The organism is Exiguobacterium sp. s132 (assembly GCF_018617235.1).
Lineage (GTDB): Bacteria > Bacillota > Bacilli > Exiguobacteriales > Exiguobacteriaceae > Exiguobacterium > Exiguobacterium profundum.
On sequence record NZ_JACSJU010000001.1, the window covers coordinates 123,471 to 137,897 of the forward strand.

Below are 14,427 nucleotides of genomic sequence, written 5' to 3' on the forward strand. Positions count from 1 at the left end.
TTGTTTTTTTGTTAGGAAGACATCTTCTCTGTGGAATCTTCCTCGATATGCAATTGATGCTTTCTCGTGTATACAAGAAATGCGCAGGTCATCGCAATCGAACTAATTCCAAACAAGACGACCATGAGCTGAAGTCCAATCAAATCGAGGAAGAATCCTGTCACGAGAAGGACGACTTGGAAGATGATCCGGTCGAGCATGTTTCGGAACGAGAAGAAACGACCGTGATATTCTTTTGGCATCCGTGTCTGGAAAATCGTGACCGCCGTCGGGAAGAAACATCCGACCGAGAAGCCGAAGAGAACGAACGCAGCAATGGACATGAACGGGATGTCCGCAAAATAGAGCATCAGTTGGGCGACACCGATTAAAAACGAGAACGAGAATAAAATCGAGAACGCCGAGAATTTTTCTCCGATCCGTTTAATCATAAAGGCACCTGTCATGAAGGCGAGTCCCTCTGCCGTATAAATCCATCCTTTAATCGCCGTCGAATCTTGCAACTCACTGATGTTGATGACGAGCAAGTTGAATCCTCCGATGAAGAGGAGCGGGATGAGCGTCATGACGAGTGTCATGAAGATGACTGGAATCGATTTGATGATTGGGAAGACGTCTTTGAAACCGCTCGACGCTTTCGCATCGACCTTTTTCGCCGAGGGCGTTTTCGTCTCATCGAGTTTCAAGAAGAGCGTCGCGACCGCTAGCAACAGGTAGGCGACGAGCGAGAGCGCGTAGACGTTACGGAGCGAGATCAGTGTCAAAAGGACACCTGCAATCGCCGTCCCGATGACACGCGACAAGGTAGACACATTCATATGAACGCCGTTCAAGGCAAGAAGCTCCCGTTCCTTCACGATGAGCGGAATCGCTGCCTGGAGGGCAGGGAAATAAAAAGCGGCCGATCCTTGTAAGATGATTAAAAAGACGACCATCCACACGACCGAATTCGTCTCGATGGCGACGAACATGAAGATTACGCTGAGCGCCCGGACGATGCTCGAGATGAGCATGATTTTTTTCTTAGAACCTTGGTCGGTCAAGCGACCCGCGAGCGGACCGATGGCGACCCCGGCAAGTAAGCCGATGGCGAGAATGACCGCCTTCACAAAGTCAGAGGGGACACGGTCTTGCATAAATTCCAAGTTCCCGATGATGCCGAGCCATAGACCAAGACCGGCGACGAATTCGCCCGTCAAGATGATCCAGACGTTCCGATTTTTCCACATAAATGTATTCCTCGATTCTTATCTGTTGATAATAATTATGCTTGAGAATGATTCATTTAGCCACAAAAAAGAAGCCGAACGTCGGCTTCTTCATCAATCAAAAATCAAATATCACAGTTGTCGTCGGTGCACGTCGCGCCGTTCGAAAGGACTTGAATCGTCGGATTGTTCTCAGACCAGACTTTTTCGAGCACTTGCGTGAACGCTTCCGTCGGCTGAGCACCAGACACCCCATATTTGTTGTCGAATACGAAGAACGGGACACCAGTGATGCCGAGGTCGCTCGCGCGTTTTTCTTCTGCACGTACGTCTTCCGTATACAGGTCAGTCGTCAAGACGTCACGCACGGCGTCACGATCGAGTCCGACGCTTGTCGCGATTTCAAGCAGCACATCGTGGTTCCCGATGTGTTTCGCGTCGACGAAATACGCCTGCAGCAACGCTTCCGACAATTCTTTTTCTTTCCCGACCGTTTTCGCGTAATGTGTCAAACGATGCGAGTCGAGCGTACCCGTCACGACCATGTTCTCAAAATCGTAATCGAGTCCGACTTCGCGGGCCTGTGCAGCGACTTGTGCTGTCGTTCCTTTTGCCTGTTCAATCGGCATCCGATATTTCGTTGCGAGTGCCTCATAGATGGTACGTGAATCATTCGTCGGGGCGTTCGGGTCGAGCTCGAAACTCTTGAATTCGACTTCCACTTGATCCGCCTGTGGGAACTGTTCGAGCGCCTCTTCTAGACGACGCTTACCGATATAACAAAACGGGCAGACATAATCTGACCATACTTCAATTTTCATGATGAATCCCTCCTGTCCTTAGTGTAGGAAATCTTGAATTCAAAGTACAGGAAACGGCTCATGAAAAAAAGCCCTCCACGAGGAGGACTTAAAAGACGTACCAGAACACACAGACGAAGTGGGCGAAGCTTCCGAACAAGATGAACAGATGGAACACCTCATGGAAGCCCCAGCCGCGCCAGTTGACGAATTTTGGCTTGAACCCGTAAATGAGTCCACCAATGGTATACATGACGCCCCCGAGTACGAGCCAGAAGATGCCGGCGTTGCCAATCACTTCATGGAGCGGTCCGATAAAGAAGACGGATAGCCAGCCCATTCCGATATAGAGCGCGGTCGACAAGAAACGCGGGGCATGGAACCAAACGAGTTTGAAGACAATGCCGAACAAGGCGAGTGCGTGTACGGTACCGAAGAGGACCCACCGCGTCGGTCCCTCGAGAGCGAGTAACGTGAGTGGCGCGTATGTACCCGCAATCAATGCGTAAATCATCGCATGATCGATTCTCCGGAAGAAAGCGATGACGTTCGGCGAGGCGATGATGCTATGGTAAAGACCGGACGATAAATAGAGAAAGACGAGGCTGATCCCAAATAGAATCGCTGCCATAATCGCGAGTGGCGAGCCAAGTAGTGAGGCTTTGACGACCATGGCAATCAGCGCGATGAAAGCGAGTACCGCGCCGGCGAGATGCGTCAACGCGTTAATCGGTTCTCGGAAAATCGAATTCATGTAAAACACTCCTTATCACATCATGTAGTATCGATAACTACATGATATACTGAAAAGGGACAAACAGCAAGGTATACCTTTCGACAAGTCGCAGTTTTCATTATACTGAAGAGGTGAGGTGAGACAGATGAAAGCAAAACAGATTACCGAGACGGAAGGGACGCTTCCGAGAGAAGTGTTACCGACAATCGATTTATACATGGATCAGGTCATCCAATTGTTCGAGCAACATTATGACAAGATGAAGCGGAACGAAGATGAGACTATTTTGACGAAGACGATGATCAACAACTATGCGAAGGGTAAGTTGTTCCATCCTGTCAAAAATAAGAAGTATACGAATGAACATCTGATGTTGCTCAGTTTGATTTATGAGATGAAAGGCCTTCTGTCAATCAGTGACATCAAGGAGACACTCCGCCCTTTGAACGAGTCGGACGAGACGTTTTCACTTGAGGACTTCTACGAGGCGTATCAGGCGCAGAAAGTGAAGAATTTAGAAGCGTTCGAAGTTCAGGCGGACACGCTTTTGAATGCATCGGTCGAAAAAGAGAATGGTATCCAGCGGTCGCTCGCTATTGCGTCTGCCGTTCACATGAGCCACTTGTATCAGCGATTGGCCGAGCAGTTAATTGATGAGAACTAAAACAACTCCTCCGAAGACAAATCGTCTGCGGAGGAGTTGTTTTTAGTTATTGATGTATTTTTCGTAAACCGTACCGAAGTCTTTACGGTTCCATTCATGATAGTGACGTTGTAGCCAATCGAACGATTGCTCGTTCAATTCCTTGAACGTGTTCGGGACGTTCATGTCACCTTCACGGAGTCCGCTCAAAATCGACACCGAGTGTGTGAGCGACGTATTCGCATACTCCATCATGCGACGGCCTTCTCGCTGAATCTCTTCAATCGCAAGGAGTGCCTTGTACAAATCTTTCACGTGCTCGATTTGCTTCTTGTTGATATCGATTGAGTATGGCTTGTCGCCGATTGTGAATTTGACTTCGACATCGAGGTCGACGGTACCGGCTGTCTCGAACATGACGTGCTTAATCGGATAGTGTGCGTAAGGGTAACGATACAGAACTCGTTTCGAACTCATCGCGCTCGTCCCGTCGAGGTGAATCATTCCTAAGTTTGTAAAGCAGTACTCATCCGATTTTGATTTGATCAAGAAGTAGATCTTTTCGTTATCCTCATGGAGGACGTAATCATCCGAGTCCGCCTTATCGAAATCGGACGGGTCGATCACCTCACCGATGTCGCTGAAGCCAGTCAAATCAGAAGCTAGTTTTTTGAACATGTCATTCACTCCTCAGTAATGGATTTTATGCATCTCTTTCGGGTCGGACCCGGTCCGCTCGTCACGATTGAGCGCATCGATGGCCGCCATCTCTTCTTTCGTCAACGTGAAGTCGAATACCTGTATGTTTTCTTTGATTCGACTCGGTGTGACCGATTTTGGAATCACAGCGACTCCGTTCTGTAAATGCCAACGCAAGATCACTTGAGCCGGTGACTTGCCGTGAGCGTTCGCAATCTTGACAATCGTCTCATCTTCGAGCGCTTCGCGTCCTTTCATGAGTGGACTCCACGCTTGAATTTGGATGTCATATCGTTTGCAGAATGCAATTAGTTCTTTCTGAGACAAATATGGATGGATCTCGACCTGGTTCACGGCCGGGACAATCGAGCAAGATTGAATGATTTGTTCCAAATGCTCGATCTCAAAGTTCGAGACGCCGATTGCTCGGACGCGTCCTTCTTCATACAATTGTTCGAGTGCTTTGTACGTTTCGACGAATTTACCGAAACGAGGCATCGGCCAGTGGATGAGGAACAAGTCGACATACTCGAGTCCGAGCCGATCTAGGCTATCCTGAAACGCTTGGAGCGCCTCGTCGAATCCGTGAAACTCGTTCCAAAGCTTTGTCGTCACAAAGACGTCCTCTCGTGGGATGCCTGCTTCACGAAGCGCTTGTCCGACACTCTCTTCATTTTGATAAATCGCAGCCGTATCGATCAATCGATAGTCTGCATCGAGCGCAGCTTTGACCGTATCGACCGTCACCGCGCCATCTTCGACCTTATAGACACCGAGCCCGAGCATCGGCATCTTGACGTCATTATTCAACGTCGTCCATTCCATAAAAAATCCCTCCCTCTCGTCTATAACGTTACCGAAATTTTGGATGAAGGGAAAGGAAAAACTACAGACGGATGCTTTCCCCGTGCGCCTTGATCACAATTTGGTCACGGTCGAGTTTTGCGGCCGCGACGAGACGATGATACGGTTCCTCGACAGGCTCATAAGAAAGGACGAACGTGTCCCAATGCATCGGGAAGAAACGCTTCGCTCCACTCTCTTTGTACATCATCCAAGCCTGTTCCGGAGTACAGTGCGCTTCCTGGAACGAGTCCGGTTGATAGGCACCGATGGGGAAAAAGGCGAGGTCGATCGGTTCACGATCGGCGAGTCCTTTGAAGGAGTCGGTGTACGCCGTGTCTCCTGCGAAGAGCATACGAATCCCTTTGTATTTGAGCAGGTACCCGTTGTACCCCATATGTTTGTCCCACGGGAAACGGTTGCCCCAATGCTTGACGGGAATGGCGCGGACATCGAGCCCGTTCGCAAGTGTCACTTTGTCATGTGGATGCAGTTCGAGCGTCTGCAGACTTGGGTATCGGCGCAACAGGCGGCTCGTCCCAGGAGCAGAGACGACAATCGTCTCGCGAGTGATGAGTCGCTTCAAACTTTTATGGTCAAAGTGGTCCATATGGGCATGGCTGAGTAGGATGACATCGACCGGGCCGACCTCCTCAATGGAGAGGGCCGGAGCGGTGTGACGTTTCATGCCGACTGTCAGCGGTCCGAGATGGACACCGATTCGTTTTGAGAAGACGGGGTCTGTTAAAATCTTGAGCCCATACCAATGAATGAGGACCGTCGAATGCCCGATCCACGTCGCCTGCACATGCGTCTCATCAATGGTTGTCAGTTCTGGACGTTCAGGCCATTTAAAACGCGGACGGGGGAGCCGTCGTTTGAATCGTGTATAGAGAAACGTTCCGACGCTCGCCAAGACGGCACTCGGAACGAGGATGCGTCGACGCATCATGCATCACCTCACTGTTCGAATATACTGTCATCATATCGCGAGGACAGGTGCACCGCATCCGCCTAAAGGAGTAGAAAAAATGGGAGATTGTGGGGTACACTCTTGCGAATCCGCTTTCAATTTGATAAGGTGGCAGTAACTTAGGAAAGAGAGGTATACCGTGCCATGAAAAATACACGTTCACTCCAACGATGAGACGAATCATCACTGTTCGCTTGAACAGTCACGGGTGAAGTGTGTCCATTTTTTCAAATACGGGAAGCGCTCGTTTTCCTCTTTGAACGGATTCCTTCACACCACCGCTTTGAAGCGGATGGTGTTTTTTGTTTCATCGCGTATCGGATTCATAAGCGAGGTGAAACAGATGTTAGCAGTAAAACAAGTCCGGTTTGACTATGACCGGAAACCATTATTTGACGCGGTCTCGTTCGAGGTCGCGGCTGGAGAGCGTGCCGTATTATTCGGACTGAACGGGAGCGGGAAGACGACGCTCTTCCGACTCGTGACAGGGGAGTTGACCCCTCAAGCCGGGAAGATTGAACGTCAAGGAGAGGTCGGACTCGTCCGACAGACCATCGAATCGACAGACATGACCGTACTTGAGTGGACGATGCGCAGTGATCCAGAACGATATGCGCTCTATGAAGATGTTTCTTCTGGTGACGAGATGCGTGTCATGCGGTCCTATGAACGGGCGCTCGCACTCGATGTGTACAACTTGGAACAAGAGGCGACAAGAGCATTGACTCGACTTGGGCTGGAGGAGCACCTCTTCCGAAACATTAACGAGTTAAGCGGAGGCGAGAAGACGCGAGCTCAGCTCTCAACACTGACGATGAAGCGGGTGGACCTCGTCCTGCTCGACGAACCGACGAACCATCTCGATCTCGAGTCGATTGACTGGCTCACGAAGTGGTTGAACCAGTTCAAGGGGACAGTGCTCATCATCTCACACGACCGTCAACTGATGGACGATGTCGCAACGACCATTCTTGAACTGTCAGAAGGCCGGGTCACACGATATCAGGGAAACTATACGGCGTATAAGCATCAAAAAGAAGAAGAACGCGTGCGTGATGAGCGAGCTCGTGCTCGATACGAGAACCGAAAGGCAGAACTGCTCGAGATGATTGCCCAATATAAAGGATGGCATTTGAAGGCGAAAGCGACAGCGAGTGTCCGCAGTCCAGGAGCGCAAAAGGGAGCGGCCAATCTCGCAGTCAAAATGAAGGCGAGAGAACAGAAGTTAAGGCAGCTCGAAGACAATCGTCCACAAAAACCAAAAGAGGAGAAACCCATCTCCGTCCGTTTTGCGGCGGATGAGCTCGAAGCGAAGACGTGGCTGACGTGTGAGGATGTGACGTTTGGATACGACAATCCGTTTTATGAACCGTTTTCCTTCTCGATGAATAAAGGAGAGCGGATCTCGATTATCGGACCGAACGGAAGCGGAAAGACGACGTTATTAAACGTGATGATCGGCGAAAGATTACCATACTCGGGCGTGATTAAGCGACATCCTCGTCTGAAGATCGGATATTTCTCTCAAACGCTCGAGCGTCTCCCGGAGACCGGGACGTTACTTGAGGCGTTACTCGCCAATAGTGAGATCGGAGAGACGGAGGCGCGAACGTTGCTCGCTCACTTCTTGTTCCGGCGAGATGAAGTGCACCGACCGATTACCGAGGCGAGCATGGGGGAAAAGTGTCGAATCGCGTTTCTCATCTTGTACTTCTCGGATGCCCATCTGTTGGCATTAGATGAACCGACGAACTATTTAGATGTGGCGACACGCGAACAAATCGAGGCGGCCTTATCCGTCTATCCGGGTGGATTATTGTTGATTTCCCACGACCGCTACTTTCATCGTCTGACTTCGCGCACGATTGAATTAGGAGAGCACATTGTCATATGTGAGAACGATGAGCGCGATGAACCGGTCGATGTCGAACAAATGGTCAGAACGATGGACGAATTGACAAAAGATGAATTGAAATTTTTTGATGAAGCAGGAAACCTCCTACCATTTGACGAAACGAGTGAAATGAATCGAATCGAGTAGGAGTGAAGAACATGAATGGAGGAAGATTGTCGCGTGCGACGACGCGGAAGCGTAAACGCGTGTTCCGTATCACGACGGCATTGGCATTAATGCTCGCCTTGGTCGGGATCATCGCGTTCGCGGCACTGATTGACAAGAAACAGGACTCGGCTTTACCGGAATCTGATGAGATTGCCACGGAAATGGTCGACTCCGAGTCGGAACAACCGGCTGATGCTGATGCTGATGCTGAGACGGAATCAGCAGATAAGATTTATATCGGACAACCGTATACGAAAGTATACGCGGATGACCGGGTCACGGTCGTTTATGAAGCCGACTTGGGTGATCGATTTGAACGGTTGGAGACGGTAAGTGGATTTGTGAAAGTTCAGTTGAACGAGCGGTTGACCGGCTGGGTCACAGAAGAAAGTGTGACGACAGAGGCGACAGCTTTATCGGATGACGAGGTGATTGCCGCTTGGCAACAAGTCGTCCCAAACGCTTCGGAGTCCGTCCTCGACTGGATTGGGAAAGATCTCGAAACCGTCCGTGCGGAGCTTGGCAGTCCTTCTGCCGTTCAACGTGACCAAGTGAACGAGTATCATTTCTATGATGGATTCTTCCTCATGGTCCGGGACCAAAAAGTACGGGCCGTGGATTGGGACAAACAAGTAACCGCGACGCCAGACTTACAACCGACTCGCGAACAAGCGACCGGAATTTGGTTCGAGGGTGAGACGGTCCAATTGAAACTGTTCCCTTATAGCGGCGTCATGCGTGTCCGTCTGGAGCAAAAATGAGACAAAGCGGGAGAGTTCATTCTCCCGTTTTTTTATTGTTTTTCATTCAAATGAACGTTTGAATGTTTGGTTAAAATGGAATAAGATAAACAGTAGAAGGAGGAGTCAGTTATGGGACATCATCATGATCACGACCACCATCACCATCATTCGACGAATCAGCGGGCGCTCTTACTCGCCTTTCTCTTGATTGCGGCGTTCATGGTCGTCGAAGTGATCGGCGGACTATGGACGAACAGTTTGGCGCTATTATCGGATGCGGGTCATATGCTAGGAGATGCGGCTGCGTTAGGACTCAGTTTCCTCGCTGTCCGATTTGGGGCGAAAGCGGCGACACCGAACCGGACGTTCGGGTATCGACGTTTCGAGATTTTAGCGGCATTCATTAACGGGCTGACACTACTCGTCATCTCGGTCTATATTCTTGTCGAGGCATACCAACGAATCAGCGCGCCACCAGAAATTCTAAGTGGTGGAATGCTTGTCGTCGCCATCATCGGGCTACTCGTCAACATCCTTGCCGCCTGGATTTTAATGCGCGGGGAGAAAGATAATTTGAACGTGAAGAGTGCGTTGTTACACGTATTCGGAGATTTGCTCGGCTCGGTCGGAGCCATCACGGCAGCAATCCTCATCATGTTGTTCGGATGGACGTGGGCGGACCCGGTCGCAAGCGCCTTTGTTGCGATTTTGATTTTAATCAGTGGTTATCGTGTGACGCGTGACGCCATTCATATCTTGATGGAAGGGTCGCCGGAACAGATTGACGTCCGGGCGATGCAAGAAGAGATTGCTAAAGTTGACGGGGTGAAAGAAGTGCACGACTTGCATGTCTGGTCCATCTCGTCGAGCGAACATGCGGCTACTTGTCACGTTTTAATTGGAGAAGAGACGGATGATCAAGACGTCTTGAGACAAGTGACGGAACGAATCCGGAAATACGGGACGTTCGAACGTTCGACGGTCCAGATTGAACGGGAACGACAATGTTGTGAAGAACGAATCATCTGGTAAGAAAAACGGACACTCGCTTGAGTGTCCGTTATTTTCCGTTCACATCGATCACGACAATCTCTGGTGGATTGTAAACACGTGGAATGTTGAAGCTGTAATTGAATCCCCGTCCAATCACATGGGTGAACGTCTCATGCTCATAGAGTCCGCCGGCGTATTCAGGAAAGAATCCTTGGTCAGGTGCGAATAATCCGTTCATCAAATAAGGGATTCTCACTTGCCCGCCATGAGCATGTCCGGACAAGACGAGGTCGAATGGAAGTTTAGCATACGTATCGACTTGTTCGGCACGGTGCGAAAGAAGTACCTTGAACGTCTCATCGGGGGCGATGTCCTGCATCGCCGCAGTCGACTCCGCATCCCAATCCGTATAAATATTTTCTCTGAACCCACGAAGAGGATCTTCTAGCCCGCCGATGACGAGGTCGATTCCATTGATGGTGACCGTCTCCCATTCGTCTTCGAGAACGTTGACACCGTATGAGCGAAACACGTCTTTCACATTGTGACGGACATAGTCATCCGATCCATCGATTTCATGGTTGCCGGTCACGAAATACATCGGCGCAATCCCTTCAAGCCCTTCGATTAGTTCGAAGGCGGGTTCAGGTGAACGATATCGGTCGAGTAAATCGCCCGGTAAAGCGATGAGGTCCGGTTTCTGTGCACGAACCTGGTCGATCAAAATCGACTGTTTATAACCGTATGAGGCGCTGTGTAAGTCGGAGAGGAGCACGATGCGGAGTGACTCATCTGCTGACAGTTTATCGGACGTCACGTCATACGTCCGGACGGTCAACCCATTGTACGTCGCCGTGAACAACAAAATGCCGAGTGCAACAAAAAGAAGAGTCGATTTATGTTTCTTCATCAGTGCTCCCTCCTTCCTTAATCGTGTCTTTAATCTTACTCCGATAGGCAGGGTTAAGCAAAAAAAATCCCGCTCCTACGAGCGGGATGGAAGATTATGCTGCTTTCGCTGTCAATTTGACGTCGACATTGCCGCGCGTCGCTTTTGAATAAGGGCACACTTGGTGTGCTTCTTCAACGAGACGTTCTGCTGTTGCTTGGTCAACACCTTTGATTTCGACTTCAAGTTCAACTGAAATGAAGAAACCTTCATCGTTTTGGTTTAATGTGACGTGACCTGTGACGCTTGAACCATCTGTCTTCACACGTTCTTTTCCGATGATGAGGTTGAGGGCACTACCGAAGCAAGCCGCATAGCCAGCTGCGAAAAGTTGTTCTGGGTTTGTCGCACCGTCGACGTGTTTCGCGCCAGGCATCGAGACGTTCATGTCGATGACGCCGTCAGTTGATTTCACGTGACCTTCGCGGCCACCGATTGCTGTTGCTGATGCTGTGAATAGTGATTTCATGATTGAATTCCTCCATTTCGTTTTTAACAATTAAGTTGTGCACAATTTAAATTATAGAGCAGTCAAAAAGTTTCGCAAGTGATATGCTTGGCTAAAGAAGAGTACGGAGGATTAAGTATGGACCAATCGTTAAAGTTAGAACATCAAATCTGTTTTCAATTGTATACCGCCTCAAAAGAGCTTACCCGGTTATATCGCCCAATTTTAGCACCGCTAAACCTGACGTATAGTCAATATCTCGTGATGCTTGTCTTATGGGAAGAGGATGGAATCGATTTGCGACAACTCGGATCGCGGTTGACCCTCGACTCTGGGACATTGTCGCCGCTCGTCAAACGGCTCATCCAAATCGGCTATGTGGAGAAAAGTCGTGCGACGGACGACGAACGAAAAATCATCGTTCGTTTGACCGAAAGCGGTAGCGCGTTGCGTGAGCAGGCGGCGAATGTACCGCTACAAGTAAGTGGTATGCTGAATATAGACGAAGCGACGTATGTCGCATACATGGAGATGCTTACCGATATCAAGACGAGACTACACGATTTCGGGGAGCGTCAGCGCGAGCAGTAAGGAAGGAGGAGCCATGTTTCGAAAATTGATCATCCTCTTGATGGGGATTGGACTTTATATGGCTTGGCAATATGAGATGCCGAACGTCTCTGCCCCGACGAGCATTCAGGTTGAGTCTGAGGTGGCGACCGAACGAGCGACAGACACGCCAAAGTTCGCAAGTCAGTATGCCGGGCATGACTGGTATTTGGTCGAACGTGGCGGTGACCGCGGACTTGAACTGATTGATGAGGACGGTGCGAAAAAAGGATTCTATCAGTTCGAGACAGGCAGCACGTATCGAGGTCTCGTACTGAATGAAACGACCCGTGATCAAGTCGAGGACATCGGCTTCGAGGCGGTGACTTCGTATAATAAAGGATTGAATCGATACTTGATTCCGGACGATCCATCGTTTTCCGTTTTTGCAATCGATGGTCAGTATGTCACTTTCTTTTTTGACCAGCATGATGATGACCTCCTGAAAGGGATCTTGTCGGTCGACCGCCGTGTCGAAGAGGCGAGTGAGGGGTACTATGGTGATTTGTCGAAAGAGGGAACGGTCGCCAATGAGCAGTTGATGCGCATCCTCATGAACTGGGACCGTGAAAAGTTTGAATTGAACGCTTTAGCCGACTATGAACCGCTCTATCCGGTCGTACGGGCGCATAGTCAGAACATGGCGGAGAACGACTTCTTCAGCCATACGGACCCAGAAGGACAAGACCCGTTCGATCGAATGGACGAAGCGGGACTTTCGTATTCGATGGCCGGCGAAAACTTGGCCATGGGACAGATGAGCGTGTTCCATGCGCATTGGGGACTCATGAACTCGAAAGGGCATCGTGAGAACATCATGCAGCCGCGCTTCACCCATGCTGCCGTCGGGCTCGCTTACAACGACGACGGTAGTCCTTTCTATACAATTAATTTCATCACACCACGTTAAAAGAACGCGCTAATGACGAATTTAGCGCGTTCTTTCGTTTGCTTTATTCAGTGATTGTGAATTTTTGAAGTCGTTCGTTTAGTAGTTCGGCGACAAAAATTGTTCCGTCCTCTTGTACAGTGAGATCGTGGGGGATGCGCAATTGACCCATCTTGTTCCCCCAAGAACCAAATCGTTCAATGACTTCTCCCTTCGGACTTAAAACGACAATTTGACTGTTAGGAGTTTCACGTTCCCCGTTCAGATAATCGCCACCATCGACAAGATAGATGTTGCCATCGTTCCCTGCATCGATTCCGTAAGGTCTTCCGATTTCGGTGTCATCCCATGTGGAAAGGTGTTGTCCATCCTGGTCAAACACTTGAATGCGAGCATTATTTCGGTCAGCCACATATATGTTCCCTGACTGATCGTGAGTGATTCCGTGAGGCAAGTTAAACTCACCATCGGAAGAACCATAAGCATTAACTTCCCATTGGATGTTCCCATCACGATTGAATTTTACAATACGATGATTTCGGTATCCATCAGCCACAATGAATGAACCATCTTCCATTACGGTCACATCAGTTGGCCGTGCGAAAGTATATTCATTCATCGGGACAGGGAAGTTAGGCAGTTCATTTCGAATCCGTAAGCTTGTCTCAGTGCCGAGGCGATAATCGTCCCCAAACGTAGCGAGAACATTGCCACGTTCATCCAGCTTGAAAACTTTATTCAACATGATATCCGTTACCCAAATGTTGTTTTGAGCGTCCACTTCGATCCCGTGAGGAGATTGAAACAGGTTGTCCCCAAATTCATCGACAATCTCGTTTGTGTTTGGATCAAACACTGTGATTGTAGGGGTCGTGATTAATTCTTCATTCGCATAGCTTCCATCTCTGCGGTGTAAGTAATAGACATATCCTGAAGGGGAGGTAGAGACACCGCTACCTTCTCCTCCACGATGTGAGACACTGTCCTTCTCGGGCCAAACCCAACTAGATGTATATCGAGAACTTTTGGCTTTTTCATCATATTCATCTTTGAAAATGGGGTCCGTTCTTCCTTGGGCAAGCCATACAAGAGTTACTGAAAGTGCGAGGAGTACGCTGACTCCCAGCACTATTCTTTTTTTCATTCTATACAAGTGTGACACTCCTTCACGATTTACTGTGCATAGAATATGATAGATGGCTTAAGTGTAAACGCCAATTAGACCGTAGAGAGAAATCAATCTACGCCTTCAGGATGAGGTCAAATCAGTTTCTTCACCGCATCCTCAATTTCAGCCGGTGTCGTCTGTGGCGAAAAGCGCTCGATGACGTTTCCATCACGATCGACTAAGAACTTCGTGAAGTTCCATTTGATCGCCTTCGACCCGAGAAGCCCGGGCGCTTCTTTTGAGAGATAGGTGAAGAGTGGGTGGGCATCCTTGCCGTTCACGTCGACTTTCGCGAACATCGGGAACGATACCCCGTAATTCAGTTGACAGAACTCTTGAATTTCTTCATTGGAGCCCGGGTCTTGATGACCAAACTGGTTGCACGGGAAACCTAAGATTTGTAGGCCCTGTCCTTTATAGGTGTTGTAAAGTGACTCGAGGCCTTCGAGCTGCGGTGTGAATCCACATTTGCTCGCCGTGTTGACGATGAGTAAGACGTCGCCTCTATATGTAGCTAACGGTTGTAATTGTCCTTTCATGTCTACTGCTTCAAAATCATAAATCATGATAATTCCCCCTTTTTTTGTAGTATACCAAGAGAAGGAGACAGACTCGAACTTGAACGCGTTGCGTGCAATCAAATTGTTATGAAATCATGATGTCG

At 49.3% G+C, this 14,427-nt stretch carries 16 protein-coding genes; 6 read left to right on the forward strand and 10 right to left on the reverse strand.

The annotated features are described in order from the left end of the window. Nucleotides 1-11: 11 nt before the first annotated feature. From KNO78_RS00655 to trhA, 3 genes are all read right to left on the reverse strand, one after another. Entirely contained in the window at nucleotides 12-1,229 is a 1,218-nt protein-coding gene (locus KNO78_RS00655) for an MFS transporter (protein WP_214691200.1), read from the reverse strand. 104 nt (nucleotides 1,230-1,333) lie between these two features. Beyond that, the gene (locus KNO78_RS00660) at nucleotides 1,334-2,029 is read right to left on the reverse strand and encodes a DsbA family oxidoreductase (RefSeq protein ID WP_214691199.1); all 696 of its coding nucleotides are present in this window, start codon (nucleotides 2,027-2,029) and stop codon (nucleotides 1,334-1,336) included. An 88-nt stretch (nucleotides 2,030-2,117) separates the two neighbouring features. After that, nucleotides 2,118-2,762 (reverse strand): PAQR family membrane homeostasis protein TrhA, encoded by a 645-nt coding sequence (gene trhA, locus KNO78_RS00665; RefSeq protein WP_214691198.1) that lies wholly within the window; start codon nucleotides 2,760-2,762, stop codon nucleotides 2,118-2,120. 127 nt (nucleotides 2,763-2,889) lie between these two features. Here trhA and KNO78_RS00670 point away from each other — a divergent pair, with 127 nt between their 5' ends. Then, nucleotides 2,890-3,408, forward strand: coding sequence for a DUF1836 domain-containing protein (locus KNO78_RS00670; protein WP_214691197.1), 519 nt, complete (start codon nucleotides 2,890-2,892; stop codon nucleotides 3,406-3,408). Nucleotides 3,409-3,450: 42 nt separating this feature from the next. Here the strand turns inward: KNO78_RS00670 and KNO78_RS00675 are convergent, their stop codons facing one another. From KNO78_RS00675 to KNO78_RS00685, 3 genes are all read right to left on the reverse strand, one after another. Continuing rightward, nucleotides 3,451-4,065, reverse strand: coding sequence for a PH domain-containing protein (locus tag KNO78_RS00675; protein ID WP_015881030.1), 615 nt, complete (start codon nucleotides 4,063-4,065; stop codon nucleotides 3,451-3,453). A gap of 12 nt (nucleotides 4,066-4,077) precedes the next feature. Next, the gene (locus KNO78_RS00680; protein WP_031421296.1) at nucleotides 4,078-4,911 is read right to left on the reverse strand and encodes an aldo/keto reductase; all 834 of its coding nucleotides are present in this window, start codon (nucleotides 4,909-4,911) and stop codon (nucleotides 4,078-4,080) included. 61 nt (nucleotides 4,912-4,972) lie between these two features. Then, nucleotides 4,973-5,878, reverse strand: coding sequence for an MBL fold metallo-hydrolase (locus KNO78_RS00685; RefSeq protein ID WP_230872783.1), 906 nt, complete (start codon nucleotides 5,876-5,878; stop codon nucleotides 4,973-4,975). 367 nt (nucleotides 5,879-6,245) lie between these two features. Between KNO78_RS00685 and abc-f the strand changes: the two genes are divergently transcribed. The 3 genes from abc-f to KNO78_RS00700 all read left to right on the forward strand — a co-directional run bounded on the left by abc-f (nucleotide 6,246) and on the right by KNO78_RS00700 (nucleotide 9,739). Continuing rightward, nucleotides 6,246-7,943 carry a ribosomal protection-like ABC-F family protein gene (gene abc-f, locus KNO78_RS00690; protein WP_214691196.1) on the forward strand — a complete coding sequence of 566 codons (1,698 nt, stop codon included), beginning with the start codon at nucleotides 6,246-6,248 and terminating at the stop codon, nucleotides 7,941-7,943. Between the two features lie 11 nt (nucleotides 7,944-7,954). Next, nucleotides 7,955-8,725 carry a hypothetical protein gene (locus tag KNO78_RS00695; protein ID WP_214691195.1) on the forward strand — a complete coding sequence of 257 codons (771 nt, stop codon included), beginning with the start codon at nucleotides 7,955-7,957 and terminating at the stop codon, nucleotides 8,723-8,725. A gap of 111 nt (nucleotides 8,726-8,836) precedes the next feature. Continuing rightward, entirely contained in the window at nucleotides 8,837-9,739 is a 903-nt protein-coding gene (locus KNO78_RS00700) for a cation diffusion facilitator family transporter (protein ID WP_214691194.1), read from the forward strand. Between the two features lie 28 nt (nucleotides 9,740-9,767). On the opposite strand, the gene KNO78_RS00705 is transcribed toward KNO78_RS00700, so the two are convergent. Together KNO78_RS00705 and KNO78_RS00710 are read right to left on the reverse strand one after the other, a co-directional pair. Beyond that, complete coding sequence (locus KNO78_RS00705) at nucleotides 9,768-10,610, reverse strand: metallophosphoesterase (protein WP_214691193.1); 843 nt, start codon at nucleotides 10,608-10,610, stop codon at nucleotides 9,768-9,770. A 94-nt stretch (nucleotides 10,611-10,704) separates the two neighbouring features. Then, nucleotides 10,705-11,118: an organic hydroperoxide resistance protein gene (locus KNO78_RS00710; RefSeq protein WP_015881037.1), complete on the reverse strand. Its 414-nt coding sequence runs from the start codon at nucleotides 11,116-11,118 to the stop codon at nucleotides 10,705-10,707. A gap of 117 nt (nucleotides 11,119-11,235) precedes the next feature. Between KNO78_RS00710 and KNO78_RS00715 the strand changes: the two genes are divergently transcribed. Beyond that, nucleotides 11,236-11,688 (forward strand): MarR family winged helix-turn-helix transcriptional regulator, encoded by a 453-nt coding sequence (locus KNO78_RS00715; RefSeq protein WP_159561931.1) that lies wholly within the window; start codon nucleotides 11,236-11,238, stop codon nucleotides 11,686-11,688. A gap of 13 nt (nucleotides 11,689-11,701) precedes the next feature. Beyond that, on the forward strand, nucleotides 11,702-12,616 hold the full coding sequence (locus tag KNO78_RS00720; protein WP_214691192.1) for a CAP domain-containing protein: 915 nt from the start codon (nucleotides 11,702-11,704) through the stop codon (nucleotides 12,614-12,616). 43 nt (nucleotides 12,617-12,659) lie between these two features. On the opposite strand, the gene KNO78_RS00725 is transcribed toward KNO78_RS00720, so the two are convergent. Continuing rightward, nucleotides 12,660-13,739: a peptidyl-alpha-hydroxyglycine alpha-amidating lyase family protein gene (locus tag KNO78_RS00725; RefSeq protein WP_251125269.1), complete on the reverse strand. Its 1,080-nt coding sequence runs from the start codon at nucleotides 13,737-13,739 to the stop codon at nucleotides 12,660-12,662. Nucleotides 13,740-13,855: 116 nt separating this feature from the next. After that, nucleotides 13,856-14,332, reverse strand: coding sequence for a glutathione peroxidase (locus KNO78_RS00730; RefSeq protein ID WP_074037960.1), 477 nt, complete (start codon nucleotides 14,330-14,332; stop codon nucleotides 13,856-13,858). Nucleotides 14,333-14,427: the final 95 nt, after the last annotated feature.